The 24616-nt window shown below is 42.3% G+C and carries 22 protein-coding genes and 1 tRNA gene; 14 read left to right on the top strand and 9 right to left on the bottom strand.

Going from position 1 to position 24616, the window contains the following annotated elements:
* The first annotated feature begins 141 nt into the window (after window positions 1-141).
* From D1164_RS02775 to D1164_RS02750, 4 genes are all read left to right on the top strand, one after another.
* Window positions 142-753, top strand: a complete 612-nt coding sequence (locus D1164_RS02775; RefSeq protein ID WP_119348420.1) for a hypothetical protein — start codon at window positions 142-144, stop codon at window positions 751-753.
* Entirely contained in the window at window positions 750-1628 is an 879-nt protein-coding gene (locus tag D1164_RS02770; RefSeq protein ID WP_119348419.1) for a glycosyltransferase family 2 protein, read from the top strand. Before D1164_RS02775 ends, D1164_RS02770 begins: the two co-directional genes overlap by 4 nt.
* Before the next feature lie 238 nt (window positions 1629-1866).
* The gene (locus tag D1164_RS02765; protein ID WP_147371997.1) at window positions 1867-3483 is read left to right on the top strand and encodes a hypothetical protein; all 1617 of its coding nucleotides are present in this window, start codon (window positions 1867-1869) and stop codon (window positions 3481-3483) included.
* Window positions 3484-3992: 509 nt separating this feature from the next.
* Window positions 3993-4607 carry a YhcH/YjgK/YiaL family protein gene (locus tag D1164_RS02750; RefSeq protein WP_119348415.1) on the top strand — a complete coding sequence of 205 codons (615 nt, stop codon included), beginning with the start codon at window positions 3993-3995 and terminating at the stop codon, window positions 4605-4607.
* A gap of 599 nt (window positions 4608-5206) precedes the next feature.
* Here the strand turns inward: D1164_RS02750 and D1164_RS02740 are convergent.
* Window positions 5207-7033, bottom strand: coding sequence for a hypothetical protein (locus D1164_RS02740; RefSeq protein WP_119348413.1), 1827 nt, complete (start codon window positions 7031-7033; stop codon window positions 5207-5209).
* 213 nt (window positions 7034-7246) lie between these two features.
* On the opposite strand from D1164_RS02740, the gene D1164_RS02735 reads away from it, so the two are divergent.
* Both D1164_RS02735 and D1164_RS02730 read left to right on the top strand, forming a co-directional pair.
* Window positions 7247-8116, top strand: a complete 870-nt coding sequence (locus D1164_RS02735; RefSeq protein ID WP_119348412.1) for a nucleoside phosphorylase — start codon at window positions 7247-7249, stop codon at window positions 8114-8116.
* A gap of 6 nt (window positions 8117-8122) precedes the next feature.
* Window positions 8123-9010 carry a transglutaminase-like domain-containing protein gene (locus D1164_RS02730; RefSeq protein WP_119348411.1) on the top strand — a complete coding sequence of 296 codons (888 nt, stop codon included), beginning with the start codon at window positions 8123-8125 and terminating at the stop codon, window positions 9008-9010.
* Between the two features lie 90 nt (window positions 9011-9100).
* Here the strand turns inward: D1164_RS02730 and D1164_RS02725 are convergent, their stop codons facing one another.
* Window positions 9101-10099 (bottom strand): sugar phosphate isomerase/epimerase family protein, encoded by a 999-nt coding sequence (locus D1164_RS02725; protein WP_119348410.1) that lies wholly within the window; start codon window positions 10097-10099, stop codon window positions 9101-9103.
* Window positions 10100-10286: 187 nt separating this feature from the next.
* On the opposite strand from D1164_RS02725, the gene D1164_RS02720 reads away from it, so the two are divergent.
* The 3 genes from D1164_RS02720 to D1164_RS02710 all read left to right on the top strand — a co-directional run bounded on the left by D1164_RS02720 (window position 10287) and on the right by D1164_RS02710 (window position 12365).
* A complete protein-coding gene (locus tag D1164_RS02720; protein ID WP_119348697.1) occupies window positions 10287-10967 on the top strand; it encodes an NUDIX hydrolase in 681 nt (226 codons plus the stop codon).
* A 246-nt stretch (window positions 10968-11213) separates the two neighbouring features.
* Window positions 11214-12134, top strand: coding sequence for a metallophosphoesterase (locus tag D1164_RS02715; RefSeq protein WP_119348409.1), 921 nt, complete (start codon window positions 11214-11216; stop codon window positions 12132-12134).
* A gap of 157 nt (window positions 12135-12291) precedes the next feature.
* Window positions 12292-12365 (top strand) — tRNA-Asp (locus tag D1164_RS02710).
* Between the two features lie 98 nt (window positions 12366-12463).
* Here D1164_RS02710 and D1164_RS02705 read toward each other — a convergent pair.
* A complete protein-coding gene (locus D1164_RS02705; protein ID WP_119348408.1) occupies window positions 12464-12625 on the bottom strand; it encodes a transposase in 162 nt (53 codons plus the stop codon).
* A 439-nt stretch (window positions 12626-13064) separates the two neighbouring features.
* Between D1164_RS02705 and D1164_RS02700 the strand changes: the two genes are divergently transcribed.
* The 5 genes from D1164_RS02700 to xylE all read left to right on the top strand — a co-directional run bounded on the left by D1164_RS02700 (window position 13065) and on the right by xylE (window position 18663).
* Window positions 13065-13649 (top strand): Crp/Fnr family transcriptional regulator, encoded by a 585-nt coding sequence (locus D1164_RS02700; protein ID WP_119348407.1) that lies wholly within the window; start codon window positions 13065-13067, stop codon window positions 13647-13649.
* Window positions 13650-13710: 61 nt separating this feature from the next.
* Window positions 13711-14151, top strand: coding sequence for a carboxymuconolactone decarboxylase family protein (locus tag D1164_RS02695; RefSeq protein ID WP_119348696.1), 441 nt, complete (start codon window positions 13711-13713; stop codon window positions 14149-14151).
* A 241-nt stretch (window positions 14152-14392) separates the two neighbouring features.
* Window positions 14393-15874 carry a xylulokinase gene (locus D1164_RS02685; protein WP_119348405.1) on the top strand — a complete coding sequence of 494 codons (1482 nt, stop codon included), beginning with the start codon at window positions 14393-14395 and terminating at the stop codon, window positions 15872-15874.
* 79 nt (window positions 15875-15953) lie between these two features.
* On the top strand, window positions 15954-17279 hold the full coding sequence (gene xylA / locus D1164_RS02680; protein ID WP_119348404.1) for a xylose isomerase: 1326 nt from the start codon (window positions 15954-15956) through the stop codon (window positions 17277-17279).
* Window positions 17280-17283: 4 nt separating this feature from the next.
* Window positions 17284-18663, top strand: a complete 1380-nt coding sequence (gene xylE / locus D1164_RS02675) for a D-xylose transporter XylE (RefSeq protein ID WP_119348403.1) — start codon at window positions 17284-17286, stop codon at window positions 18661-18663.
* A gap of 86 nt (window positions 18664-18749) precedes the next feature.
* On the opposite strand, the gene D1164_RS02670 is transcribed toward xylE, so the two are convergent.
* The 6 genes from D1164_RS02670 to D1164_RS02645 all read right to left on the bottom strand — a co-directional run bounded on the left by D1164_RS02670 (window position 18750) and on the right by D1164_RS02645 (window position 24612).
* Window positions 18750-18923, bottom strand: coding sequence for a helix-turn-helix domain-containing protein (locus tag D1164_RS02670; RefSeq protein WP_119348402.1), 174 nt, complete (start codon window positions 18921-18923; stop codon window positions 18750-18752).
* Window positions 18924-18970: 47 nt separating this feature from the next.
* On the bottom strand, window positions 18971-19552 hold the full coding sequence (locus D1164_RS02665; RefSeq protein WP_119348401.1) for a superoxide dismutase: 582 nt from the start codon (window positions 19550-19552) through the stop codon (window positions 18971-18973).
* 56 nt (window positions 19553-19608) lie between these two features.
* Window positions 19609-21273: a nucleoside kinase gene (locus D1164_RS02660; protein ID WP_119348400.1), complete on the bottom strand. Its 1665-nt coding sequence runs from the start codon at window positions 21271-21273 to the stop codon at window positions 19609-19611.
* A 170-nt stretch (window positions 21274-21443) separates the two neighbouring features.
* Complete coding sequence (locus D1164_RS02655) at window positions 21444-22439, bottom strand: ABC transporter ATP-binding protein (RefSeq protein ID WP_119348399.1); 996 nt, start codon at window positions 22437-22439, stop codon at window positions 21444-21446.
* Entirely contained in the window at window positions 22439-23491 is a 1053-nt protein-coding gene (locus D1164_RS02650) for an iron ABC transporter permease (RefSeq protein ID WP_119348398.1), read from the bottom strand. The genes D1164_RS02655 and D1164_RS02650 overlap by 1 nt, the downstream gene beginning before the upstream one ends.
* Window positions 23488-24612: an ABC transporter substrate-binding protein gene (locus tag D1164_RS02645; protein ID WP_119348397.1), complete on the bottom strand. Its 1125-nt coding sequence runs from the start codon at window positions 24610-24612 to the stop codon at window positions 23488-23490. The genes D1164_RS02650 and D1164_RS02645 overlap by 4 nt, the downstream gene beginning before the upstream one ends.
* Between the last annotated feature and the right edge of the window lie 4 nt (window positions 24613-24616).

Raw genomic sequence — 24616 nt, 5'->3', positions numbered from 1 at the left:
GAATATTTAGCCTTGAGGGTGTGAGAATACCGGTTCGCTGATAATTTATGCGCAGTGAATCGGAATTTGTGTCATTTTAAAAGTATCCTGTATTTTTTATGCGTGCTAAAAAGTTTAATTTAGCCCAATCAAAAAGGGAGCATGAAAAACCATACCACGCTGGCTGTTGCCGTTAAGGTCATTTTTTATTCGTTACTGGTTGTCGGGTTGGCAGAAATTGTCAGGCTCGATGCAAAATATCCGATGGAAGAGGGCTATTTCGGGGAAATCAGTTTTACTGAAATCTCCCAGGAAATTATCCTGTTTATCTTGTTTGGTTTTTACTTATTGCTGGGATACAGACATCGTCCTGTTCAGCCGGTGACCAATATCGTGTCACTTTTTTTCCTCATTTCCTTTATTCGCGAATTCAATTTTTTAATTGATTGGTGGTTTTACCCTTCTTTGCTGGTGCTTTTCATTATTATATGGCTGGTAGTTCGTGATTATAAAAAAATGGGAAAACCTACGCAGACGTTTTTTGCACAACCAGCTTCTGCCTGGTTCTTTGCCGGATTTCTGGTCACCTATATTTTTAGCCGGCTTATGGGGCGTTCCGGGTTTTGGTTACTCATGTACGATGCAGATAACTACCGTCTGGCAAAGGCTGCAGCCGAAGAAGGAATTGAACTGTTAGGGAATGGCTTAATGCTGATTTCGGCCATTGAATTTGCCCTTGTTTTTTGGAACCTGCGAAAAAAAGAAGCAGTATGAAGGTCTGTGGATTTACATTTATTCGGAATGCGGAAAAGTTTGATTTTCCGGTGGTGGAAGCCATCACTTCCATTATGCCCCTTTGTGACCATTTTGTAGTGGCGGTAGGAAATTCAGAGGATAAGACCCGCCAAATGATTGAAAAGATTGATCCGGACAAAATTACCATTGTTGATACGGTTTGGGATCAAACACTGCAAAAAGGCGGCGCGGTTTACGCTGCCGAAACCGATAAAGCTTTTGATGCCATTCCTCCGGAGTTTGACTGGTGTTTTTACATTCAGGGAGACGAAGTGGTGCATGAAAAATACCTTTTCCCCATTGAACGGGCCATGCGCGATAATTTGCGCCAGAAGCAAGTGGAGGGATTGCTCTTCGGATACAAACATTTTTACGGCACGTATGATTATGTGGGCAATTCGCGTAAATGGTACCGGAACGAAATCCGGATAATCCGAAACGATAAAACCATTCGTTCCTACCGTGATGCCCAAGGCTTTCGTAAAAAGGGACGCAAACTGAATGTGGTACCTACTGGCGCAGAGATTTACCACTACGGCTGGGTACGTCCCCCAAAATTTATGCAGGATAAAATTAACGAGGTACGCAGGTTTTACGATGGAATTTCTACTGCTGAAGCCAAAAAAATTGCGGGCGAAAAAGAATTCAACTACAGTGGAAAATACGATGCGCTGGCCAAATTTGACGGCAGCCATCCCCGTGTGATGCAGGATAGAATTGACCGGATGAACTGGCAGGTTTATGTTGATGTGAAAAAGGTAAAAATGAAACTGAAATACCGGGTGCTTTACTTCATTGAGAAAACATTCGGTGTCAGGTTGTTCGAGTACAGGAATTACAAGGTGCTGAAATGAACGGGCAAATTCTATCGAATGCTATAACATAGTACAAAACACGAGAGTGGTAACAGCCCATTTTTTTATTCCATGGGGTCTTGTTGAAAATAGCAGAAAGTCAAAACAGCGTAGAAACAAATATTCGGATTCAATACACATTCAGGGATTTCAAAAATTTGGTTACGAACTCATACGAATTCTGTTTTACGGATATCTATTTTTTGTAAAATTGCAAACAATTAATTCCAATAAAACAATGAAAAGAAGAAGGTTCCTAAGTTCGTGTGCCAGTATTGGAGCAGGAGCATATTTAAGCAGTTTTCTTACGGGCTGTTCTCAAAACAAATCCCAAAGTATTCGAAGATACAGTTTGTGCGTAAGCACGGGAGTATTAGATCAAAATCCGGATCTCTTTGATGTTATTGCTGAAAGCGGGATAACAGATGCCTGGTTGGCCGGATGGCTTAATGGATACTGGTATTATCCGGTTGAAAGAATTGAGTTTTGGAGAAAACGTTTTCTTGAAAAAGGGATCGCTGCTCATATTTTAAACGTACCATTGGGGCATCCTGCTGATTTGTCGGCATCTAAAGCAGGCAGTGCATTGGGGATAGAAGGTGAAATTCCCAATATTACGCCAAAGCACTGGAAGAAAAAAACAACAAGTAACGGAACTTTATATTCCGGCGTTTCCATTCATCCTCCAATTGTTGAAGAGAATATTGAAGCGATGAAAAGAGCCAAAGGGATTGGTTTTAAAAAGGTATTTCTGGATGACGATTACAGACTTGGAATTTATCCCGGTATGGTCGGGGGATGTTTTTGTCCGGAACATAAACAGGAGTTCCTTGCTAAATACGGGTACAACGAAAATGCATGGAATGACCTGCTTGATAATATAAAACAACGTGAAATTACCGATACCTTATATTCCTGGGTAAACTATACCTGCGACCGGCTTTCTGCGGCATATAAACAGATGCAATCGGCTGTGCCTGATATTCAACTGGGGATAATGGTCATGTACATGGGGGCTGAAAAATCAGGGATCCGGCTAGCCGATTATAAAGGCTCTCTTATGCGTGTGGGCGAAATGATGTTCGGTGATGATTCATTTGGAAGAGTTAAAGGTAAAACCGATGAACTTTTCAGTTCTCTTTTTCACAGGCGTTACGTGGCTCCTGAACTTGCATTTAGCGAAACAACAGCTTACCCGCCAGAAAACCTGTCGGCAAAAAATCTGGCTGCCAAGTTAAATGTTTCGCTGTTGAGCGATGTGCGAAATACAATGTTTATGAGCGGGTTGACTACTTTCCCTCCGGAGTACTGGTCAACGCTTTCGCCGGCGATGAAGAAAAGTGCAGATCTTCATGCAAAAATTGCCGGGCAAAAGCCCAGCGGACCTTTTAAACATTATTGGGGAGAAGCGAGCCGCTTTATAAGTACAGATAAGCCAAACAGTTTATTCCTTGCATCAGGCGTGCCGTTTGAGGTTACTGATGTTTTAAGCGAAGATGGCTGGACGTTCCTTTCAGAATTTGACGCACGGTCGGTAATGGAGGGAAAGCTAAAAAACCGGGGAACAAAACTCATTCATAATAAAGCGGAGTATAAGGATGTGACTGCCATGAAATATGTTCCCGAAACCATGGATGATATATTTTCATTTAAGCGCGAAATTATATCCAGCCTGACTAATGTCCCTTATGTGGAGGAAGATTTACCCATAGCTTGTGCATGGTATCCGTCGATAAATTCAATGTTGTTGTGGAACCTGTCGGAAACCCCGGAAAAATTGACAATTGTTTACGGGGATAAACGGTTTAACGTTGATGTAGAAGGATTAAACGCAGAAGTTATTCTTTTAAGTTAACAGATTGGATTTTGCATCGTTTTTTCTGATAGAAGGATGCTCTGTGAAATATAGTCCGGTTTAATACAGGCCCGGTTTTTTTTTAGAAAGGAAAAAGTATTTTTCAGCCTGCTGGAGAAAAGGTTACTGAACAAAAAGTGCGTACCTGAATGGAGGGCGAAAGTTCCCTTTTGAAACAAAAGGAGAGGTGCATTTAGTCAGGTTGTCGTTAAAATCAAAAAATCGGTGTGAAAAATTTTGGTGCCGAATGAGCCGGTTTCATATTTTGGATGGTACGTATTTATGGCTTGTTTTACTATATTTACAGGATTTTGGAACAGCGTACGTTTCTGTTCAATGTTACATGTTTCCAAATCAGGTAAGGATTACCGAAAAAGGCTTTTGTTTTTTTACGAAAAGGATTCTTTTCATAATTATTTGTTAAAAGTATTTTGGTGCCGCGGCAATTTTTACTGTTGGAATTTACTGGAATCGCATTAAACAAACTGTTTTAACAAAATGAAAATAAAATGAAAAAACAATCAATTAATGTCTTGATAATTTTAGTTATTATGATCGCAGCATGTAATCAGTCGAAAAAGGTGAACCCTGAAAACTGGGACGAAAAGGAGTTGAATGAATGGTATGCAAAAGGGGAGTGGAGAGAAGAATGGGAGGTTCAACCCGATGAAACTGTAGACCGGAAAGAAATGGCAGTGCAGTATTTTAAAAATTCCCAGCGCTGGCAAAAGGCTTTTACCTTTTTGAAAAATGAAGATTTGGCAGCTCTGTCTCCGGGACGCTATGAACTGGAAGGAGCAGACTTGTTTATTAATGTGGATGAGTACGTCACCAGAAACGAGGAAGATACCCGTTTTGAAGCCCATCAGAAGTATGCCGATATTCAGTATTTGGTTACAGGAGAGGAAAAAATAGGGGTGACCCCTCTGGAGAATACTTCGGTAACTGAACCTTATGACGGAGAAAAAGATGTTGCTTTTTTTGAGGCAGAGCAAAACAACTACCGGCTTGCAAATTCTGAAAAGTTTTTTGTCTTTTTTCCGGACGATGCCCACCGTCCCTGCCTGAAGTCAGGTGAAAATGGAAAAGTGAGAAAGGTGGTTGTAAAAGTCAGAATTAACTGAATTTGATTTTTGGGTAAAAGCAACATTTTGTTCCTGTATAATTAATCCTTTCGGACTTTTAGTTATTATGCAGCCTGTCCTGCTTGCTGCAGGCTAGGTATAATACGCTAGGGAAACTTCCCGGCGAAGGAAAATGGCTTACCGACCGAGACCATCACGGCGATATGCTTTATTTAGCCATAAATGTTCATTTGTGGACCAGCTTATTCTATCAATTCCTGGCTTTAGCTGTACCTGATGCGGGCTGTGTCAAAATTCCGTCAGTCGGGCCAGTTCGCCAGATTGAAAAAACGCAAAGGTTAATTTTGACATGATGCTCGGAAATGCCTTCCTCGTGTTTCGTTTTTCTCATCTAGGAGAAAAATGAAGTGGGGTTTGGGGCAAAGCCTCAAACACGTGGATAACCAGTCTGTTGTTATGAATAAGGTTTTGTAAGTAAAGTTTCTTACATCGAACTCATGTTGTTTCGTGAAATATAATCACTCCTTCAAAGTTAGTTTTGAAAAAAATTTGGACGAAGATAAAAGTCAGCCTTAGCTCGAAAATATCTTCCGGATTCTATGTCTTAGGTTCAAGTTGGAGTGGGACCTAAATTCCAACTATTTTTTCTTATAGCATTTTATCCATCCGGTTTGGAACCGGACTGGCAGTTTTGAGCCTGAAATTTGACTTAATACGATACTCTGTAAATGAATGTGTAAAGGAAAGTCGATGTTTTGTTGGTCCATTCTGAGCACTTCGGTGTCGTTGATTTTCCAGCTTAAACTTTTTCCTGATTTTTCGAAGGTGAAAATGTACCATTTCCCTTTTTTCAGGTTCGAAATGTCGAGACCGTTCATTTGCAGTTTGCCGTTTGCATCCAGTGTGGCAACCCCTATCCGGTTTTTGGCGCCCATTTCCGGCAGGTAGATCGCCGGGAAACTTTTTTCACCCTGTAAGCTGAAAGAACTTACCACCTCCTTTTCCGGTTCGAACTTTATTTTTGCCTCGAAAATACCGTCTTCCTGGCTAAGGCTTTTGGCAGAAGACGCAATTCCCGATGTGTAATCGAATGTTGCAGGAACAAATCCGGCGGGCATTTGCCAGACCATTCCATCGGCTTTTGCTTTGCGCGTTTCAATGACCAGTTTTCCGCCGGTTTGTATGTTCTTACCTTCGGTGAACAGGTGTAAATCGCCTGGCATGGAGTAGTTACGTCCCAGGGCTTTCTCCGCCCATAACGACGAGGTTGACCACTTTTCAGCGTTAAGATGGCTTCCGGCAAAATCGTCTTCAAAACTTACTTCCCACGTTTCAAAAAAATCGAATGTATTGGTTCCTTTATATTTAAAATAGTTTAAGAGATGCGGCCATTGTTTCATCTCTAAGTATTTCTGTTCCCTGGCGTATTCTTCCGATTTTTCCCATTTCTTCTTGTCTTCAAGGTATGCCTTCCTTTTCTGGAAATCTTCGGAAGAGACAATATTTTTTAATTCAAAGTACCGTTTAAGCTCGAATGAATTTTTTACATCAAGGTAATTCAAATTGTCTGCTGATTTTTCAAATTTCAAATAGAACTTTACGTCTTGGTCAGCAGCCAGTTGTTTGAAATTTTGCCATTTTTTGAAAGCCTCGCTTTTTTCAAATTTCTGTTTATCCTTCAGGTGGGCCACTCTTTCTTTGAACGAATCGTTCTCTACGTAAGCTTTTAACTCCTCCAGCTTTTTCAGGTTGTAGCTACCCGCTGTTTCGTGGTAAAGTTTTAATTTTTTTGAGTGTTCGAATTTGAAATAGGATTTTATTTCCGGTTCCTTTTTCAGGATTTTAAACTCCTTTCGTTTTTGTTTATCTCTTTCAGGGGTATTTTTCAGCTCAAGATATTTTTTTAGTTTTTCCGAACCGGCAAAGTTTTCGTGGGCAGCAAGGGCCTGCGAACCGGCCAATTCCATGTAGGCTTTAATGCCAGGCGATTTTAAAAGTTTATTGTAATCGAGAAAATGCCTTTCTTCTGTTGAGCCTTTATAAACCTGGCTTTGTATCTCCTTTTTTTCTTTTTCAAAATCGCCTTCTTTTACATATTCCCAAAGCTGATAGTAAGATTTGATTTTTTCAGATTCTTTTAAAGCCTCAAAACGTTTCAAGGCTTCCGAGCCTTCCGTTGCAAGGTATTTCTTTATTTTTTTGGTGCTTTTTAGTTTTTCAAATTCTTTCAGCAGGTTATGTTCCTCACTGTCTTTAAACTGCAGCGACTGAATTTCATTCTTCCTGTTTTTAAATGCAGCAGAATTTATTTCCTTTTCCAGCTCCAGAAAAGAGGTCAGCTCTTCCGATTTGTCTGTTTTTATAAATTCAAGGTAATCGTTGTACAATGTTTGACGTTGTTGTTCCGTCTTCTCCACCGGCTTAATTTTACCTGTAAGCTGAAGGGAAAATATTTTAAACGACATGAGCCTAGTTTTTGGTTTTACATGTTCAAAAATAGAAATTTAAGCGATTATAATCTAATAATTATGTAATTCTGCACGACATTATCCTTCCAAGTTGTTAACAATATTAAGCATTTCAGATAATGTTACCTCCCTGGTTGTTTATATGTTTTTCAGTTAAAAATTGTCTATTCATCTTGTTTTGAATAGTTTTGACGGTCTAATCATAATAATATGATACAACAATCGGAACTAATACTAAATAGCGATGGTACCATATTTCATTTACACCTGAAACCTGAAAATTTAGCAGACCAGGTTATTTTGGTGGGTGATCAGGCAAGAGTAAAGACGGTGGCTGATTTTTTCGATACCATCGATTTCTCCGCTCAAAACCGCGAGTTCCATACGGTGACAGGCAGATATAATAATCAACGGTTTTCAGTAATTTCTACCGGAATAGGTACAGATAATATTGATATTGTTTTAAACGAACTGGATGCTTTGGTGAATATCGATTTGGAAAAACGGGAAATTAAAAAGGAGAAACGTTCGCTTAAAATTGTTCGTATTGGTACTTCGGGCGCATTGCAGGAAGATATTCCCGTAAATGCGTATGTGGTTTCGCAAAAGTCAATTGGGTTCGACGGCATGCTGAAGTTTTATGCCCATAGCGAACCATTTTGTGATTTGCCATTTGAAAAAGCCTTCAAACAATTTACCGGCTGGAAAGATACATTGCCCGATGCTTATGTTGTGGATGCCTCAAAGCGGTTAGCAGACAGGTTTAACGGGGCTGAATTCAGAAAAGGAGTGACCATTTCCGCTCCCGGATTTTACGGGCCGCAGGGTCGGGTACTCCGTCTGCCACTGGCTATGCCCCAACTGAACAAGCTGATTGAACAGTTCCGGTTCGAAGATTGGAAAATTACCAATTTTGAAATGGAAAGCTCGGCTATTTACGGGCTGTCGAAAATGCTGGGACACCAGGCTCTTACGATTTGCCTGATTATTGCCAACCGGTTTACCGGACAGGCAAATGAAAATTACAGGCCGGAAATGAAGAAGTTGATAAAAATGGTACTGGACTGTTTAACCAAATAAATATTAATGAGAAAAAGCAGGCTGAAGGCATTGATCGATTTGCTGGACGACCCCGACAACCTGGTTTTTGAATCGGTTGAAAGAGAATTGTTGAAAGAAAACTATTCTATCATTCCTGCACTGGAAGAGAAATGGGAAAACAGTTTCGATGAAACCTGCCAGGAGCGTATTGAAAACCTGATACAGGATTTGCAGTTTAAGAAAACTAAAAACCTGCTGAAAAGCTGGATGTTTTCGAGGGAGAAGGACTTGCTGGAAGGTTTTTTAACCATCGACAGGTTTCAGTATCCCGACGTTAATCAAGCCGGGGTCCGGCATAAAATCGAGAAACTAAAAAACGAGGTTTGGCTGGAATTGAACGATTCACTGACCTTACTGGAAAAGACAACTATTCTGAACCACTTTCTTTTTAATATTCACGGTTTTTCAATTAACCATAATAACCTTCAGTCGCCTCAGAATTGTTATCTGAACCAGTTGCTCGATACAAAAAAAGGAAATCCGCTTTCCCTCAGCTTGTTTTATACCATTGTTGCACGCCAACTGGGCCTGCCGGCTCGGTTTACCGACTTTCCGAAAAACCCGCTGATTGCCATTGTAGATGGAGATTTGGCAAAAAGGGTGCATGGAAAAGATACTCCCTCCGATGTGCTGTTTTATATTAATGCATCCAATAAAGGATCCATTGCCAGCCGGAAAGAAGTTAACTATCACCTGAAAAAAAATAATTATACCCCGGTGGAAAAATTTATCGAACCATTGTCCGACTTATCGTTTATTCACCGGCTGTTGGAAACATTATGTGATTCATTCCGGTCGGTCGGATTTGCTGAAAAAGAGGAAAGGATTGAAGAGCTGCTGTCGCTTTTTAAAGGGACAATGGGAGAAAAGTAATTTATATCGAATCCAAAGATAAAAGGAGGAAGATAAAAGTGGGCTAAAGTATGGAAGCCGGTAGGATTAAACCACCGGCTTCTGTTTTATTTAGGCTAAAATATTTTTACAATATTCTACACAATTGATTATCTCTTTCTGGGCATTTGAATCCTCCGGAACCGGATACTCCAATTCAATGTCGCAGTAAATGGGCCATTTGTTTTTCTGAATCAGTTGCAAAATATCTGCAATGGGTGTATCTCCCTCACCCCAAGGCATGTTGGTGTTCGCCGGATTGGTATTTTTTCCGGTTTTGTCTTTTAAGTGAAGACTGAAAATACGATTATGAAACTTTTCAATCACTTCATTCGGATGTTTACCGGTAGCCCCCCAGTAATGTCCCACATCGAAGTTTAGCATGTTTTTCGACGAATAGGAAAGAAATTCATCGAAACTGAATCCGGGTTCTCCGGGTTGCAAGTGGTTGTGGAAAATGGCGTACATGTTGTGCCTTTCTGCAAATTTTCCCAACCGGGCGCAGGCTTCGTGCCCGATTTCATTTGAAATGCCTTTGGCTCCAAGTGTTTTGGCTGCTTTAAATGCGTAATCTATTTCTCCTTCACTCCATTTGGCAGGTGAAAATTTTACAATATGGATATTTACACCGGCCGCATTGAACATTTTTCTTAGCTCCACATACTTTTTCATCGACGCCGAAAGCCGCCAATTGCGCTGTTTGCTTTGAGCCACTTCTGCTTTTTGTCGATAAAGGGCCTGTTCGTTTTCATGAGCTTCCCGTGGCGGCCGGGGAGGCATGGGAGGAATACCGGCAAACTCTTCGACTACATTGCCCATTAACTCAATGGAGCTGATACCTGCTTCAACGCAATAATCCAAAATATCCTGTGCCGTTGACGGCATGCTACGCCAGCTGTACGTTATGGCTCCTATCTGGACTCCCCCAAATCTGGAATTCGGTTTTCGCGGTGAAACAAGCGCACTGGCAAAACCTGCCGGTATCATTGAGAAAGCCGCTGCTGCAGTGGCTGTTGTTCCAATAAATTTTCGACGTGATAATCCACTCTTCGTGTTTGTCTTTTTACTCATATTAGTTGTTTTGTTGATTTAAATCTCTGTAAAAATAATGCATTTGTCTGAATTTTATGGAACAGACTGACGATTTGCTGAAAAAGTGCGGCTACTTTCTGTCGGACAGCAATTTTTTTTGAAAAACAGTAGAAAATGTAAAACGGTAAAAGGCACTTTTTTTAGTTTTACATTTTTTTGGAGCGAAATGGAATATTACAAACAACATCCCCGGTTTTTAACAGCAGTAGACTGTGTGGTTTTCGGTTATGAAGCGGGTGAATTAAAACTATTACTTTACCCCCGTGCTTTTGAACCGGTGAAAGGAGAATGGTCGTTGATGGGCGGTTTTGTCCGGGAAAATGAGTCGGCGGAGGAGGCTGCACACAGGGTACTTTGCCAAACAACCGGTCTCGACAATATTTTTTTGGAGCAGGTTTATACCTTTTCAAACCCGACACGGGAATCGGTGGAAAGGGTTATCAGTATTACTTATTTTGCGCTTATTCGAATTGACCGTTACAAAAGAAACAATACCGACTCATTTGGTGCAAAGTGGTGGCCCATTAACGAATTGCCTCCGCTTATTTTCGATCACAATGAAGTGGTTGCACAGTCGCTCAGAAGACTTGAGCAAAAAGCGGGATCAAGCCTTGTGGGAAGTGAATTGCTGCCTTCCCGGTTTACCTTGCTCCAGTTACGCAAATTGTATGAAGCTATTTATCAGCGCACATTCGATCCCGGAAACTTCCGTAAAAAAGTGTTATCGCTGGGTGTCCTGGAAAAGCTGGATCAGAAAAACTCTACCGAATCGAAAAAGGGAGCTTATTACTACAAAGTGAAACCCAACAGGGTAGAAGAGGAACTGGAAAGAATTGTCAAATACTAACGGATATTCCCGGTGAGTATGTTAAAAATAACCATTTCGGTATCGGCACCTGACCGGATGGTGGACGAAGGAGCAATGAACTAAAATATGCGCTTCTTGAAATCGTTGGTGTGTGATTAATCAGGTGACAATTATTGCTGTTGTTTTCGTTTTCTATGCCTATTTTTGGTAAGAGAAAAAAATAATACCAAAAACAGATATCGATTCTGATAACTGTTTTTTATTTTCGGATTTTACTGTTTGCCTATGTATGATATTATTGGAGATGTTCACGGACATGCGCAGTTATTGAAACAACTGCTGTTGAAACTGGGCTACAATAAGACGTCTGACGGGTACTCGCACCCGGGAAGAAAAGCAGTTTTTGTGGGCGATTTCATTAACCGCGGCCCTCAAATTCGCAAAACCATGCGTATGATACGTACCATGGTGGAAAACGGAAATGCCTTGGCCGTTCTGGGAAATCATGAAATCAATGCGATTATTGCACACCTGAAAGATAAAAATGGCATTGCCATGATAAAACCTCCGTTTAAAAATTTCATTTCGGTACTGAAAACCATGAATGAATTTGCAGGGTATTCCGAAGAGTGGACAGGACATTTGAAATGGCTTCGCTCTCTTCCGCTGTTCCTTGAACTGGATGAAATCAGGGTGGTACATGCCTGCTGGTCGGATGAAGCGGTGGAATACCTGAAAAACAGTCTCCCTGCGGGTAGAATTAAAAAGGAGACTTTCCGGCGGGTACACAAAAATCCTGGTTCAGAGCTGGCGCAGAATATTTGGCTTCTCACAAAGGGGCCACAGTTTAAAATGCCGGGCGATTTAAAAATCATCAACAATAAAGGGGTTTCGCCCCGTTCATTCAGGATGCGTTGGTGGGAAGAACCCGCCGGAAAAACGTTTGAGGAACTCTCATTTGAAAGTAAATTTCACCTTCCCGATTATTCGGTGCCTCCTCAAATTCTTCCGTCCGGTCTTCCTTATACCGAAGAAGCTCCGATTGTATTTTTCGGGCACTACTGCCGGGGCAACGGCCCGCACATTATCCGGCCAAATATCTGTTGTATCGACGGTTGTGTTACCGGGAGCAGGTCGTTACTGGCTTACAGATGGAACGGGGAAGCTTCCCTTTTACCCCGGAATCTTGTCAGGATGGTGAAATAATTTGTGTTAAGTTTTTGTGTGTCAGTTGGTTTTGACTAATTTTAAAAATGTTGTTTTTTTGTATTGCAGGAAAAAAAAGAAAGTATATATTTGCAGCACCTTATCAAATGGTAACAGCCAAAGAAAAGGGAGTTCTTAAAAAGAATTGTAAAAAAAAGGTGGCGTAGTTCAGTTGGTTAGAATGCCGGCCTGTCACGCCGGAGGTCGCGAGTTCGAGTCTCGTCGTCACCGCAAAAGAGCCGTTTCAAAACAAGTTTTTGGGACGGTTTTTTGTTTTTACTGATAACCTTCATAAAGGCTCACCTTAAAAATCCGGTGGATTTAGTTTTTTAAGCAAAAATTTTAGCTACCCTAAAAAGGAAGAACTTGACATCGCAAACACCTCTTAGTGTAGCTCTGAAAGCTTTCAACTTCGCATTAAAAGATTCAGCAGATGCGTTTGTACTTCTATTTTCAAAGAAGTTTAAGATTTCCCTGTAATGAGGGCTCATCTTGAAAATCCGGTGGATTTAGTTTTTCAGGCAATAATATTAGCTACCCTAAAAAGGAAGAACTTGACATCGCAAACACCTCTTAGTGTAACTCTGAAAGCTTTTAATTTGGCTTTGAATGATTCGGCAGAAGTATTCCTTTTTTGACTGGCTCCATTTTTCATCAGATTTGAATAACAGATATTTGCAGCGGGCCAGCAATTTTTTTTGTCTTCATTATCATAACGGGAAGGTGTATATGTATTGTTACCCCATTCGGTTTTCCGGTTACAAGTCTCAAAGAGGCATAACTTTTTTCAAAACATCTTGTTTATAATTCAACAGAGAAGAATAACAGCCAGTAAACACGTAGTACCAGTTGTTATTTACATGGGAGCTCTAAGAAATCTGGTATAAAAACAAGAAACTATCCCTGCAATGGATTTTAAGTAAACCGGAGATGATACAAAATTCTGAGATTTTTATTCAGCACCTGAAGAAATATGGGCGTATCGAACCACAGCATATTCCAGGCATTCTTTCCTTTTTTGAAAGGGCCAGTTACCGGAAAAAAGAGAGTCTGATGACTGCAGGACAGGTTTGTCAGGAGCATTTTTTTGTTGAAAGCGGATGCCTTCGTATGTATTTTATTGATGAAAAGGGCATGGAGCATACTACCCAGTTTGCCATTGAAAATTGGTGGATAACCGATCATTTATCTTTTTTGAACCAGTCGCGTACCGGATTTTACATTCAGTCTGTTGAAAAATCAATTGTTCTTTTTCTCAATTATAGCCGGCAAAATGAATTGCTTGACCGGTATCCTGAAATGGAAAAGTATTTTAGGATAATTTACCAAAGGGCATATGCCGCTGCCCAAATGAAGGAAATGTACTTACAAGACTTTTCACGGGAAGAGCTTTTTAATCATTTTTACGATAATTTTCCGGAGTTTGTGCAGCGGGTTCCTCAGTATATGCTCGCTTCCTACCTGGGCATTACTCCCGAGTATTTGAGTGAAATACGGAACAAAAAACGATCTTAAACCAGTTTAATATTTTTTTGAAGCGTGTCTTTAACCTTTGCACAAACATAAAAGCAAAACAATGAAAGCACGAATCAGAATTAAAGAGTTGGAATCTGCTGCCTACGAAGGCTTGTATAAACTGGAAAATTATCTTCAAACTTCCGCATTACTGGGGGAGCACTTTGAGTTAATTAAAATCAGGGCTTCGCAAATCAATGGTTGTGCCTTTTGTATTAACATGCACACGGAAGATGCAAGAAAAAATGGTGAAAGTGAACAGCGCATTTATATGCTCAATGCCTGGCGCGAAACCAAATTATTTACGGAAGAAGAAAAAACAATTTTGGCATTGACAGAAGAAGTTACCTTGATAAGTAATGGGGGCCTTTCAGATGAAACCTACCAGAAAGCAGAAACGCTGTTTGGTCCGAACTACCTGGCTTTGTTAATTATGGCGGTGGTTGCCATCAATGCATGGAACCGGGTAGCAATCAGTACCGGGATGGACTTTGATGGTTAATATTATTTGCTGCTGCGACTTATATGCCTTGTGTTGTGGCAGAAAGGATGAACAGGAATTCAGGTGGTTGTCATTTGACCACATTGCCTGGGAGGGGACGTAATGTGAGCGATTCCCTCTTTCGAAACATGTTCTATAACATTTTTTTGAATTTTGAATCCCCGTATTTTGAAATTACTTTTGGTATCATACCAGAACAGAACAGTTCGATAATTTATGAAGGTATAAACTATTAAACATTATGTATTTACTTGGATTCGATATTGGAAGCTCCTCTGTGAAAGTTTCACTGGTTAACGGGGAAAACGGCGATTGTGTGGCTACCTCCTTTTATCCAAAGACAGAGATGCCGATAACGGCGCATCGGGCAGGCTGGGCTGAGCAGGAACCACAGTTGTGGTGGCAAAATCTGAAATGTGCATTGGCCGAGGTTTTGAAAGAATCGCAGGTCGATCCGGAAGCAATCGGATCTATTGGTATTTCTTACCAAATGCATGGTCTGGTAATGGTGGACAATAAACAAGAGGTCATCCGCCCTTCCATTATATGGTGCGACAGTCGCGCTGCTTCTATCGGAGATCAGGCTTTTGAAGCTTTGGGAGCTGAACGTTGTCTGGCCAACCTGCTGAATTCTCCGGGTAACTTTACAGCATCGAAATTAAAGTGGGTGAAGGACAATGAGCCTGAACTTTTCGGGAAAATATATAAAATAATGTTGCCGGGCGATTACATTGCCATGAAATTAACCGGTGAAATACAAACCACTGTGAGTGGCCTTTCAGAAGGCATAATGTGGAATTTTAAGGAAAACAGCGTGGCCGGAATGTTATTCGAAACCTATGGGTTTCCTTCGGAAATTATTCCGGAAATAGTTCCAACTTTTGCAGTACAGGGGAAACTGGATCGGAAAGTTGCGGCTGAACTGGGACTTTCGCCCGAAACAAAAGTGAGCTACCGCGCCGGAGATCAGCCCAACAATGCACTGTCTCTGAATGTTCTGAATCCGGGTGAAATTGCAGCTACCGCCGGCACTTCGGGCGTGGTTTATGGCGTAAGTGACGAAATCAGGTACGACCCGCAGTCCCGGGTAAACACCTTTACCCACGTAAATCATTCACCCGAAAATCCAAGACTGGGTGTTCTTCTCTGCATTAACGGCACAGGTATTTTAAATGCCTGGATGAAACGGATGACAGGAGAAAACCTGGATTACGAAGAAATGAACCGGTTGGCTGCAACCATACCTGTCGGCTCGAAAGGCCTTACGATTCTGCCTTTTGGCAACGGTGCCGAACGGGTGTTGAACAACCGGAATATCGGGTCGGTTTTTAACGGTATTAATTTTAACATACACCAAAAAGGACATTTGCTGAGGGCTGCCCAGGAGGGAATTGTATTTTCATTTAAATACGGAATGGACATTATGCAAAATACAGGTATCCAGGCATCTGTTATCCGCGCAGGAAAAGCCAATATGTTTCTCAGTCCGGTTTTCCGGGATACACTGGCCGGGATAACCGGAGCCACCATTGAACTATACAATACCGATGGTTCGGTGGGGGCGGCAAGGGGAGCAGGCATTGGCTCCGGCTATTACGCTTCACCAAAAGAAGCCTTTGCGAGTCTGACCAAACTGGAAACAGTGGAGCCTGATGAATCAAAAGCCGAAGAGTACCAGGAAGCATACGAAAACTGGAAACAGGTATTGAAGCAGGTAATTTGATTTTTCCGGCTTGTTCTCCAGTGATCTGAAGTCATTTGTTGAACCGTTTGTGTAAGAATATTCATTAAAATCAGATAAGATGGAAGTATTAAAAGGGAACAAAGAGTATTTTAAAGGCATTGGCCAGATAAAGTATGAAGGCCCGGAATCAAGAAATCCGCTGGCTTTTAGGTGGTACGACGAAAACCGGGTGGTGGCAGGAAAGTCGATGAAGGAGCACCTGCGCTTTGCAGTGGCTTACTGGCATACGTTCTGCGGGACAGGCGAGGATCCCTTCGGTCCCGGTACACAAATTTTTTCGTGGGACGGAGCTTCCGACCCGCTTGATGCAGCCAAAGAACGGATGGATGCCGCATTTGAGTTTATTACAAAAATGAACATCCCGTTTTATTGTTTTCACGATGTGGATATGGTGGGCAACGGAACCGTTTTCGAAATCGAAAAACGGATGGAAAAGATGGTAGAAGTTGCCCGACAAAAACAGGAAGCCTCGGGTGTAAAATTACTTTGGGGTACGGCCAACGTGTTTTCCAATCCACGCTACATGAATGGCGCTGCAACAAATCCCGATTTTAATGTAGTCTCCCATGCTGCTGTTCAGGTTAAGAATGCCATTGATGCCACGGTTGTTTTGGGAGGCTCAAATTATGTTTTTTGGGGTGGCCGAGAAGGCTACATGACCCTGCACAATACAGATACCAGGCGTGAAATGGAACACCTGGGACGATTCCTCGGAATGGCGCGCGATTACGGCCGTAAGCAGGGTTTTAAAGGAACATTCCTTGTGGAGCCCAAGCCGATGGAACCTACCAAACATCAATACGACTACGATGCACAAACTGTAATCGGATTTTTGCGCCACTTCGGACTCGATAAAGATTTCAAAATAAATATTGAAGTGAACCATGCCACACTGGCAGGGCACACATTTGCACACGACCTGCGTATGGCGGCTGATGTTGGGTTACTGGGGTCTATTGATGCCAATAAAGGCGACTATCAGAACGGATGGGATACCGACGAATTTCCAACCAATGTATATGAAGTGACAGAAGCTATGCTGGAAATTATCCAGGCCGGCGGATTTGATACCGGAGGAATCAATTTCGATGCTAAAACACGAAGAAATTCTACTGACCTGGAGGATATTTTTATTGCGCATATTTCGGGTATGGATACTTTTGCGCGGGCGCTGATTATTGCTGACAGAATCCTGAATGAATCCGATTACCTGAAAATGCGGGAAACCCGTTATGCTTCGTTTGATAGCGGACAAGGCGCTGATTTCGAAAAAGGAAAACTTACCCTCGAAGATTTGTACCGAATGGCAGGTAAAGTAGGCGAACCAATGCAGATTAGCGGAAAACAGGAGTTGCTGGAGCAGTTGATAAACTGGTACATCTAATGGTATGAGCCAGAATAAATTGTATGTTGTCGCCCTCACTATTGTAGCTACACTGGGAGGGTTGCTTTTTGGCTACGATACGGCAGTTATTTCAGGTGCGGAAAAGTCAATACAAGCCTACTTGATAGAAAGTCAGGGGCTTAGTACGCTGATTCATGGATTGACTACTTCAAGCGCATTAATTGGTTGTATTATAGGCGGGTTAGCTTCAGGGGTATTCGCATCAAAATTTGGAAGGAAAAGGACCCTTATGTTGGCAGCCATTTTATTTTTTCTTTCGGCGCTGGGGTCTGGGTTCCCTGAGTTTCTGTTTTTTCAGCGGGGCGAACCATCTATCGGGCTATTGCTGGTTTTTAATTTCTACAGAATCATTGGGGGAATGGGAGTTGGACTGGCTTCAGCGGTATGCCCGATGTATATTGGAGAAATTGCCCCGGCCAAAATACGGGGGCAGCTTGTTTCACTGAACCAGTTTGCCATTATTTTTGGAATGCTGGTCGTTTATTTCGTAAACTGGGGCATCGCCAACGGGCAAACACTGGAGTGGATTAATAATATAGGCTGGCGACGCATGTTTCTTTCGGAAACCATTCCGGCCGGCCTGTTTGGAATCCTGCTTTTTTTTGTTCCGGAAACACCAAGATACCTTTCATTATCCAACAGAAATGAGGAGGCTTTAAAAATCCTGACCCGAATCAACGGGCCGAAAATTGCAGGTGATATTCTGGAAGAGATTAAAGGAAGCCTAAAACATCATGCATCCCGTAAGTTATTTTCATTCGGAAGAAAAGTTATCATTATAGGTGTTCTGCTTTCCGTTTTTCAGCAGTTTGTGGGAATAAACGTTGCGTTGTATTATGCGCCGCGAATTTTTGAAAGCATGGGAGCCGCTAAAGATGCTTCTTTGATGCAAACCGTTATCATGGGCATCGTAAATGTGATTTTTACCGTTGTAGCTATTTTTACGGTTGATAAATGGGGGAGAAAACCGCTGCTTATCGTTGGTTCTGCTGGCATGGCGCTGGGGATGTTTGCCATTTCAGCGCTGGCTTTTATGCAGGTTATCGGCATAGGGACATTGGTATTTATCATTATTTATACGGCTTCGTTTATGATGTCGTGGGGGCCGATTACCTGGGTTCTTATTTCCGAAATTTTTCCCAACAAGGTAAGGGGAAAAGCTGTTGCGGTTGCCGTTGCAGCACAATGGGCGGCCAATTATTTTATATCATCTACCTACCCGGCCATGATGGAATTTAGCGGAGGCTTCACTTATGGATTTTACGGATTGATGAGCATTTTATCCCTTCTTTTCGTGTGGAAAATGGTTCCGGAAACCAAGGGAAAAACATTGGAGGAAATGGAACAATTGTGGGAGAAATGATTTCGTTCAAAACGAAACAGGCTAACACTTTTGTAAGTTGAAAAGGCAGTTGGTACATTCATTTACCAACTGCCTTTTTTTGTTTTTTACTTAGGTTGCCAGTAGCACACTTTGGGCGATTCTATTCTTCCTTCTTTTTTAAGGACTTTCATCGCTTTATCCACCTCTTTTTTATCAAGGCCGGCAGCCTCTGCAATCTCACCGGCTTTCATCGGTTTGCCGGTAGCTTTCATGGTTTCAAATACTTTTTCTGTACTCATGTTTTTGATTTTTAGTAACCTGTCTCAATGAGTCTTAAAGTGTATTGCTACTTTGTAAGCCGTTCTGAGATTACTTTCCAGTCGATGATTCTCCAGAAATCTTCAATGTACTTCGGACGGGCATTCTGCTTATCCAGATAATAAGCATGTTCCCACACATCGCAGGTGAGCAGAGGAGTTTTTCCCTCTCGTAAAGGATTTCCGGCATTGCCTGTTTGTACTATTTCAAGCTCTCCCGCTTCATTCTGTACGAGCCAGGCCCATCCCGAACCAAACAGGGTAGCTGCTGCTTTGGAGAATTCTTCCTTAAATGCTTCCACGGTACCCCATTTTGCCTCAAGGGCAGCTTTCATTTCATCTTTCGGCTCATGACATCCAATCGGGTTAAACTGGTAGAAATAAAACGTGTGGTTCCAAACTTGTGCTCCATTATTGAAAATTCCGCCTTCTGCTTTTTGGATGATTTCTTCGAGGGAAGCATTCTCAAATTCAGTTCCGGGAACCAGGTTGTTCAAATTGTTTACATAGGCCTGATGATGCTTGCCATAATGAAAATCAATGGTTTTTTCGCTAATGAAAGGTTCCAGCGAACCTTTCCCGTACGGTAATTTTGGTAATTCAAATGCCATAATATATCAGTTTAAAGGTGAAATATTTTTTGATTTTTGTTTAAAGGTAAAGAAAATTAATACAAAAAGCTACTTCCTCCCAAAAACTCTCTGATGAGAGAAGTTGGGGGTATTTCCTCATCGTCGATGGGTTTGAAAAATGACAGAAATTTCAGTAGCCGCATAGCTTCCATGTATTCCGTTTGGTTTTCAAGTACCAGTTTCAGCAACGGATCTGCATATTTTTTCAGCACGCCAAGTTCATACGGGGTGGCTGAGTTAAACATCACATCGGCATTCTCCTGATAAGGGAAAATATTCCGCTCTTCCCCTTTTCTTACCGAAGGCCAGCGTTTAATGGTTTCGGCAGCCCCGTAACCGCGGTATTTGCTGTCGCGAATTATCCGGCGGATCAGTCGGTTGTCGGAAGTGGAAATGTGGGTATGTTCGTCCATGGAGATCTGGGTAAGCGCTGAAATGAAAATTTTGAAGGTGCTTTTTTCTTCGATCCTGGGAAGCAGTCGTGGGTTCATGCCATGAATTCCCTCAACAATCAGGATGTCACCGGTACGCAATCGCAGATGATCTCCATTCATAAAACGCCGCCCCCTGTGAAAATCAAACTTGGGAAGTTGCACCTCTTTCCCCTTCAGTAAATCAAGAAGCTGTTCGTTAAAGAAATCAATGTCGATGGCATCCAGAGATTCAAAATCAAAATTTCCATGTTCGTCACGAGGGGTATGTTCCCGGTCAACAAAATAATCGTCGAGTGAAACCTGGAAAGGACGAAGTCCGTTCACCGCCAGTTGTACGCCCAGTCGTTTGCTAAAGGTTGTTTTTCCGGAGGCTGACGGACCAGCCACCAACACCATGCGTATATCTCCGTCGCGTTCATGAATTTGGTTGGCAATTTCGGCGATTTTCTTTTCATGCAGCGCTTCGGAAATTTTTATAATGTACCCGCCTTTTTTCTTCAGGGTGAATTCATTGAGGTTTGAAACGGTTGCCACGTCCAAAATTTGCGCCCAGTCTTTGTGTTCCTGGTAAATTTCAAATAGTTTTTTTTGTTCCGGCGCTTCCTGCAACTCGTTAAAATTATCGGGGTTGGGAACCCGCAACAGCAAACCGTCGAAATATTTAACCAGGTCGAAATTGCTGATGTAGCCTGTTGAGGGCAGCAGGTGACCGTAAAAATAATTTCCCAAATCGTTCAGAAAATAAAGACTGGAATATAAATGTCCCTTCTGTTCAAAAAGCTGGGCTTTTTCTTCCAGACCTTCCTTAACCAAATGATCTACCACATCTTCTGTAAGCAGTCCTTTTTTTATGAAAGGAATGTTTTGGGCAATCAGTTCGTGCATCTCGTTTTTTATAGCATGGATATCAGGTTCGGTAATTTCCCTGCCAAAACCGGAGAGTTCGCAAAAATAACCGTTTGATATACCTTTGCGAATGCGCAGCAAAACATGAGGAAATGATTCCTTTACTGCAGCGTACAATACAAAAATCAAACTGCGGATATACATGCGTATCCCGTCGGGGTGCGAAACGTCGAAAAATTCAATGTGCTTTGGTTTTACCAAGCAAAAGGAGAGTTCGCGTACCTGGTTGTTTACTATGGCTCCGCATACAACGTTTTTTAATTGAATGTTCAAATCACGGCTTATGTCCATAAGGGAGGCGCCCATCGGATAGGTGTGTTTTGAGCGTGTGTTGTGGCAATAGATTTCTATTTCTTTCATTGTTGTGATTTCTAAAAAGGTAAAATTACTAAATGTTTGGAATATGCTATGGCTACAAAGAGGAAAGGGAGTAGTACAGGTTCAAAATAATGTGAAAGACACAATCATTGTTGCGGCTATAAAACTTTTTTGTGTTTGGTTCAGGCGTGAAATTTCGGTTAAAATATTTTTTATTCCAAAAAAGCCAGAAGCCGGTAAATACTCTGGAATTCTATTGTTGTATTGCCGGATTCCAGTTGCCAGCAGTTTTCTTTTACCACTACCCGGAAATCGGGTTCAGCCTGCATTACAATCTGGTATCCTTTCCGGTTGAGGGCGCGCAGGGTCCAGATGAGCGGCAGTCCTTCGCCCTCTACTCTTACTTTGGCCCTAAATTCTTTTTTAAAGAAAAACTCGCCTTCTTTCTCATCAAAGCCAATGTTTTCATTTTTGAAAAGATGGTTGAGCCATCCTTTCAGTGCAGCATCTTCGGGCGCCCCCTGGTAATTCCCGGATTCAGTAACAATCCAAAGCTTATCTACTTCGCGCAGGGCAATATTCAGGTCGTGCGTGGAGAGCACAACTGTTTTTCCTTTTTCGCCTGCCAGCAGCTGGAGCAGATGGAAAATTTCGTACTTGTTGCTTACATCAAGATAAGCAGTTGGTTCATCCAGTATAATCACCGGCGTATCCTGCGCCAGCGCCCGGGCAATCATGGCCCGCTGCCTTTCACCGTCGCTGATTTGCATAACCGACCGGTGTTCAAATCCACAAAGTCCCACCTTCTCAATAGCTTCTTCAACAATGGATGTGTCCTCCTCCGAAAGCATCCCGATCCAGTTGGTATAAGGGAAACGTCCAAAAGCCACCAAATCGAAAACCGAAAGATTGGGCACACGGATATTTTCGGTAGAAACAAAACTTATGGTTTGGGCTGTTTCTTTAGGACCAAGCGCTTTTAGTCCTTTGTCTCCGATTCGGATACCTCCGGCAAACCAGGGCTGAAAACCGGCCAGGGTGCGCAGCAGGGTACTTTTGCCAATTCCGTTACTGCCGATTAACGCTACCATTTCTCCGGGGGCTGCCGTCAGGTTTACATTTTTCAGTATCTCCAGCGGGGCTTCTCCGGGCTGCTTGTAACCTACTGAAAGCTGTTTCAGTTCAATATTAATCTTCTCTTTTTTCATTAAACTGAAACAAATTTTCTGTTTTTAACGATCATCCAAACAATAATGGGAATGCCAATAAGGGCTGTCACCGAATTGACAGGCAGCGTGGTTTGCATACCCGGAAGCTGCGAAACAATGTCGCTGAAAAGCATTACAGTACTTCCTGTTAAAATGACGGCCGGGACAAGCACCAGGTGGTTGGCTGTTTTAAAAATAACACGGCAAATGTGTGGAACCGCAATCCCGATAAAACCGATAGGGCCGCAGAAAGCCGTGATGGTTCCGGCCAGTAAGCTGGTGCTCAGGAAAATAATAATGCGGCTGGTTTTAATGGAAACCCCCAACGAACGCGCATAATCTTCTCCCAAAAGGAATGCATTTAAATCTTTGATTTTCATAAATGCCAAAAGAATACCGGCGCCAATGGCCGGCGCCAATACCATGAGTTGCGATTTGGTAACGCTTCCAAGGCTTCCCATTGTCCAGATAATGAATGCCTTTAGCATAGACTCATTGCTAAAATATTGTAAAATACTGACAATGGCAGCTACTGCGCTCGAAAACAGGATGCCAAGGATAAGTAGCGTCATAATATCGTTTACCCGGGCGGAAACATACAGCACCAGCAACATTACCAGAAACGAACCAGCCCAGGCAACGAGGGCCAGCGACCATGCCCCGGTAGAAGAGAAGATGCCCCATGCCATTACCGATGAGAATGCCAGAACAAATAAGGCAACACCCAGGCTGGCCCCGGCGCTAATCCCCAGTACATAAGGCCCGGCAAGTGGGTTGCGAAAGACAGTCTGCATTTGCAGGCCGCTCAGCGATAGCGCGGCGCCGGTAAGTACGGCCGTCAGTGCTTTGGGCAACCGGAAGTCGAGAATAATCGTGCGGAACGTTTCCCCGGAATCAGCCGGAGAAGTAAAAAGAGCCAGGAGTACCTGCTTTACCGGGATGATGATGGAACCCAGCAATAAATCGGCAATGAAAAACAACACAAATAGAATGGCGAGTATAAAAAACATCAGCCCCAATGGTTGTTTTTTATGTTGGGTTAAAGGTTTCATTCAATTTCCTGATAATATGTCGTTTCTTTTTCCGTCAAATCCGGATGAAAAATAGTAATTAAATCGCGCAACACGATGTGGGGATTTATCGTGCCGCTTTCCCAGAAGTCATTTCCGCCATGATTACTAAGCCGCTTGATATTGTTGTATATTTTGCCTTCATTAAACACGCTGAAACTTTTGAATCGCTGATCCACTGACAGGATCTCTTCTTTGGAAGCCAGGTTGCTCATGTTAATCCAAACATCAGCCTCATTGCCCCAGGCCAGGGCATTTTCAAATGAAATGACATAACTTTCATGCGAAGGGTTTTCCTTTCCGAGATAAAGACCCCCGGCATCGGCAATCAAATTGGCCAGGTAATTATTTCCCCCTGGCACCCACCAGGTATCGCGATACGGCGACCCTACCAGTACTTTGGGTTTGTCTGTTTTCCCGGCGGCCAGCTTCTTCAGGCGATTGTATTCTTCTGCTACCTGACGAAAATATTCTTCCGCTTCTTTTTCTTTTTGAAAAAGTGTTCCTATAAACTTTATCCACTCTGCTTTTCCAAGCGGCGTTTCTTCCAGGTATTCCGCTACCATAATTACAGGAACTCCCAATTCTTCCAGCTTTTGGGTGTGGCTTGTTACTTCACTTCCAATCCCGTAAACCATTATCAGTTCGGGCTTCTGGTTTAGAATCAGCTCGTAGTTGAGATTCTGGCCATACCCCACATCCGGAACCTCGCCCTGATCCATCCGGGCCCTTATTTTTTGGTTTGAAACATATTGCCGTCCTGAAATGCCTGAAACCGCCATGGTTTCGTTAAGCGCTTCCAAAAATGCCAGGTGAGTGGTAGAAAGACAAATAACACGTTCTACCGGGGTTTTAATGACTCTTCTCCCTGTGAGAGAATCAGGTATTGTTGCCGTTTTTTTTACTAAAAAATATTCGAATGAAACATTTTCTGCCTTTTCCCATGGATTAAAAACAGTAAGCCGGGTCAGTTCTCCGGACTTTTCTATCTGAAAACCATGTGCATTTTGATTGGAACTGACTCTTCTATCCGGTTTTTTTTCCGGATTTGCGCAGCCTGTGAAAATGTAGAGCGATAGAATAAAAAATATCAAGCGGTTCATATCT

Origin of the sequence: Mariniphaga sediminis, assembly GCF_003573545.1 — a bacterium.
Classification (GTDB): Bacteria; Bacteroidota; Bacteroidia; order Bacteroidales; family Prolixibacteraceae; genus Mariniphaga; species Mariniphaga sediminis.
This window is presented reverse-complemented; position numbering and strand designations above follow the sequence as displayed.

Coding starts and splice junctions, on each gene's coding strand:
- D1164_RS02775 (WP_119348420.1), top strand. CDS start 142: ATGAAAAACCATACCACGCTGGCTGTTGCCGTTAAGGTCATTTTTTAT.
- D1164_RS02770 (WP_119348419.1), top strand. CDS start 750: ATGAAGGTCTGTGGATTTACATTTATTCGGAATGCGGAAAAGTTTGAT.
- D1164_RS02765 (WP_147371997.1), top strand. CDS start 1,867: ATGAAAAGAAGAAGGTTCCTAAGTTCGTGTGCCAGTATTGGAGCAGGA.
- D1164_RS02750 (WP_119348415.1), top strand. CDS start 3,993: ATGAAAAAACAATCAATTAATGTCTTGATAATTTTAGTTATTATGATC.
- D1164_RS02740 (WP_119348413.1), bottom strand. CDS start 7,033: ATGTCGTTTAAAATATTTTCCCTTCAGCTTACAGGTAAAATTAAGCCG.
- D1164_RS02735 (WP_119348412.1), top strand. CDS start 7,247: ATGATACAACAATCGGAACTAATACTAAATAGCGATGGTACCATATTT.
- D1164_RS02730 (WP_119348411.1), top strand. CDS start 8,123: ATGAGAAAAAGCAGGCTGAAGGCATTGATCGATTTGCTGGACGACCCC.
- D1164_RS02725 (WP_119348410.1), bottom strand. CDS start 10,099: ATGAGTAAAAAGACAAACACGAAGAGTGGATTATCACGTCGAAAATTT.
- D1164_RS02720 (WP_119348697.1), top strand. CDS start 10,287: ATGGAATATTACAAACAACATCCCCGGTTTTTAACAGCAGTAGACTGT.
- D1164_RS02715 (WP_119348409.1), top strand. CDS start 11,214: ATGTATGATATTATTGGAGATGTTCACGGACATGCGCAGTTATTGAAA.
- D1164_RS02705 (WP_119348408.1), bottom strand. CDS start 12,625: ATGAGCCCTCATTACAGGGAAATCTTAAACTTCTTTGAAAATAGAAGT.
- D1164_RS02700 (WP_119348407.1), top strand. CDS start 13,065: ATGATACAAAATTCTGAGATTTTTATTCAGCACCTGAAGAAATATGGG.
- D1164_RS02695 (WP_119348696.1), top strand. CDS start 13,711: ATGAAAGCACGAATCAGAATTAAAGAGTTGGAATCTGCTGCCTACGAA.
- D1164_RS02685 (WP_119348405.1), top strand. CDS start 14,393: ATGTATTTACTTGGATTCGATATTGGAAGCTCCTCTGTGAAAGTTTCA.
- xylA (WP_119348404.1), top strand. CDS start 15,954: ATGGAAGTATTAAAAGGGAACAAAGAGTATTTTAAAGGCATTGGCCAG.
- xylE (WP_119348403.1), top strand. CDS start 17,284: ATGAGCCAGAATAAATTGTATGTTGTCGCCCTCACTATTGTAGCTACA.
- D1164_RS02670 (WP_119348402.1), bottom strand. CDS start 18,923: ATGAGTACAGAAAAAGTATTTGAAACCATGAAAGCTACCGGCAAACCG.
- D1164_RS02665 (WP_119348401.1), bottom strand. CDS start 19,552: ATGGCATTTGAATTACCAAAATTACCGTACGGGAAAGGTTCGCTGGAA.
- D1164_RS02660 (WP_119348400.1), bottom strand. CDS start 21,273: ATGAAAGAAATAGAAATCTATTGCCACAACACACGCTCAAAACACACC.
- D1164_RS02655 (WP_119348399.1), bottom strand. CDS start 22,439: ATGAAAAAAGAGAAGATTAATATTGAACTGAAACAGCTTTCAGTAGGT.
- D1164_RS02650 (WP_119348398.1), bottom strand. CDS start 23,491: ATGAAACCTTTAACCCAACATAAAAAACAACCATTGGGGCTGATGTTT.
- D1164_RS02645 (WP_119348397.1), bottom strand. CDS start 24,612: ATGAACCGCTTGATATTTTTTATTCTATCGCTCTACATTTTCACAGGC.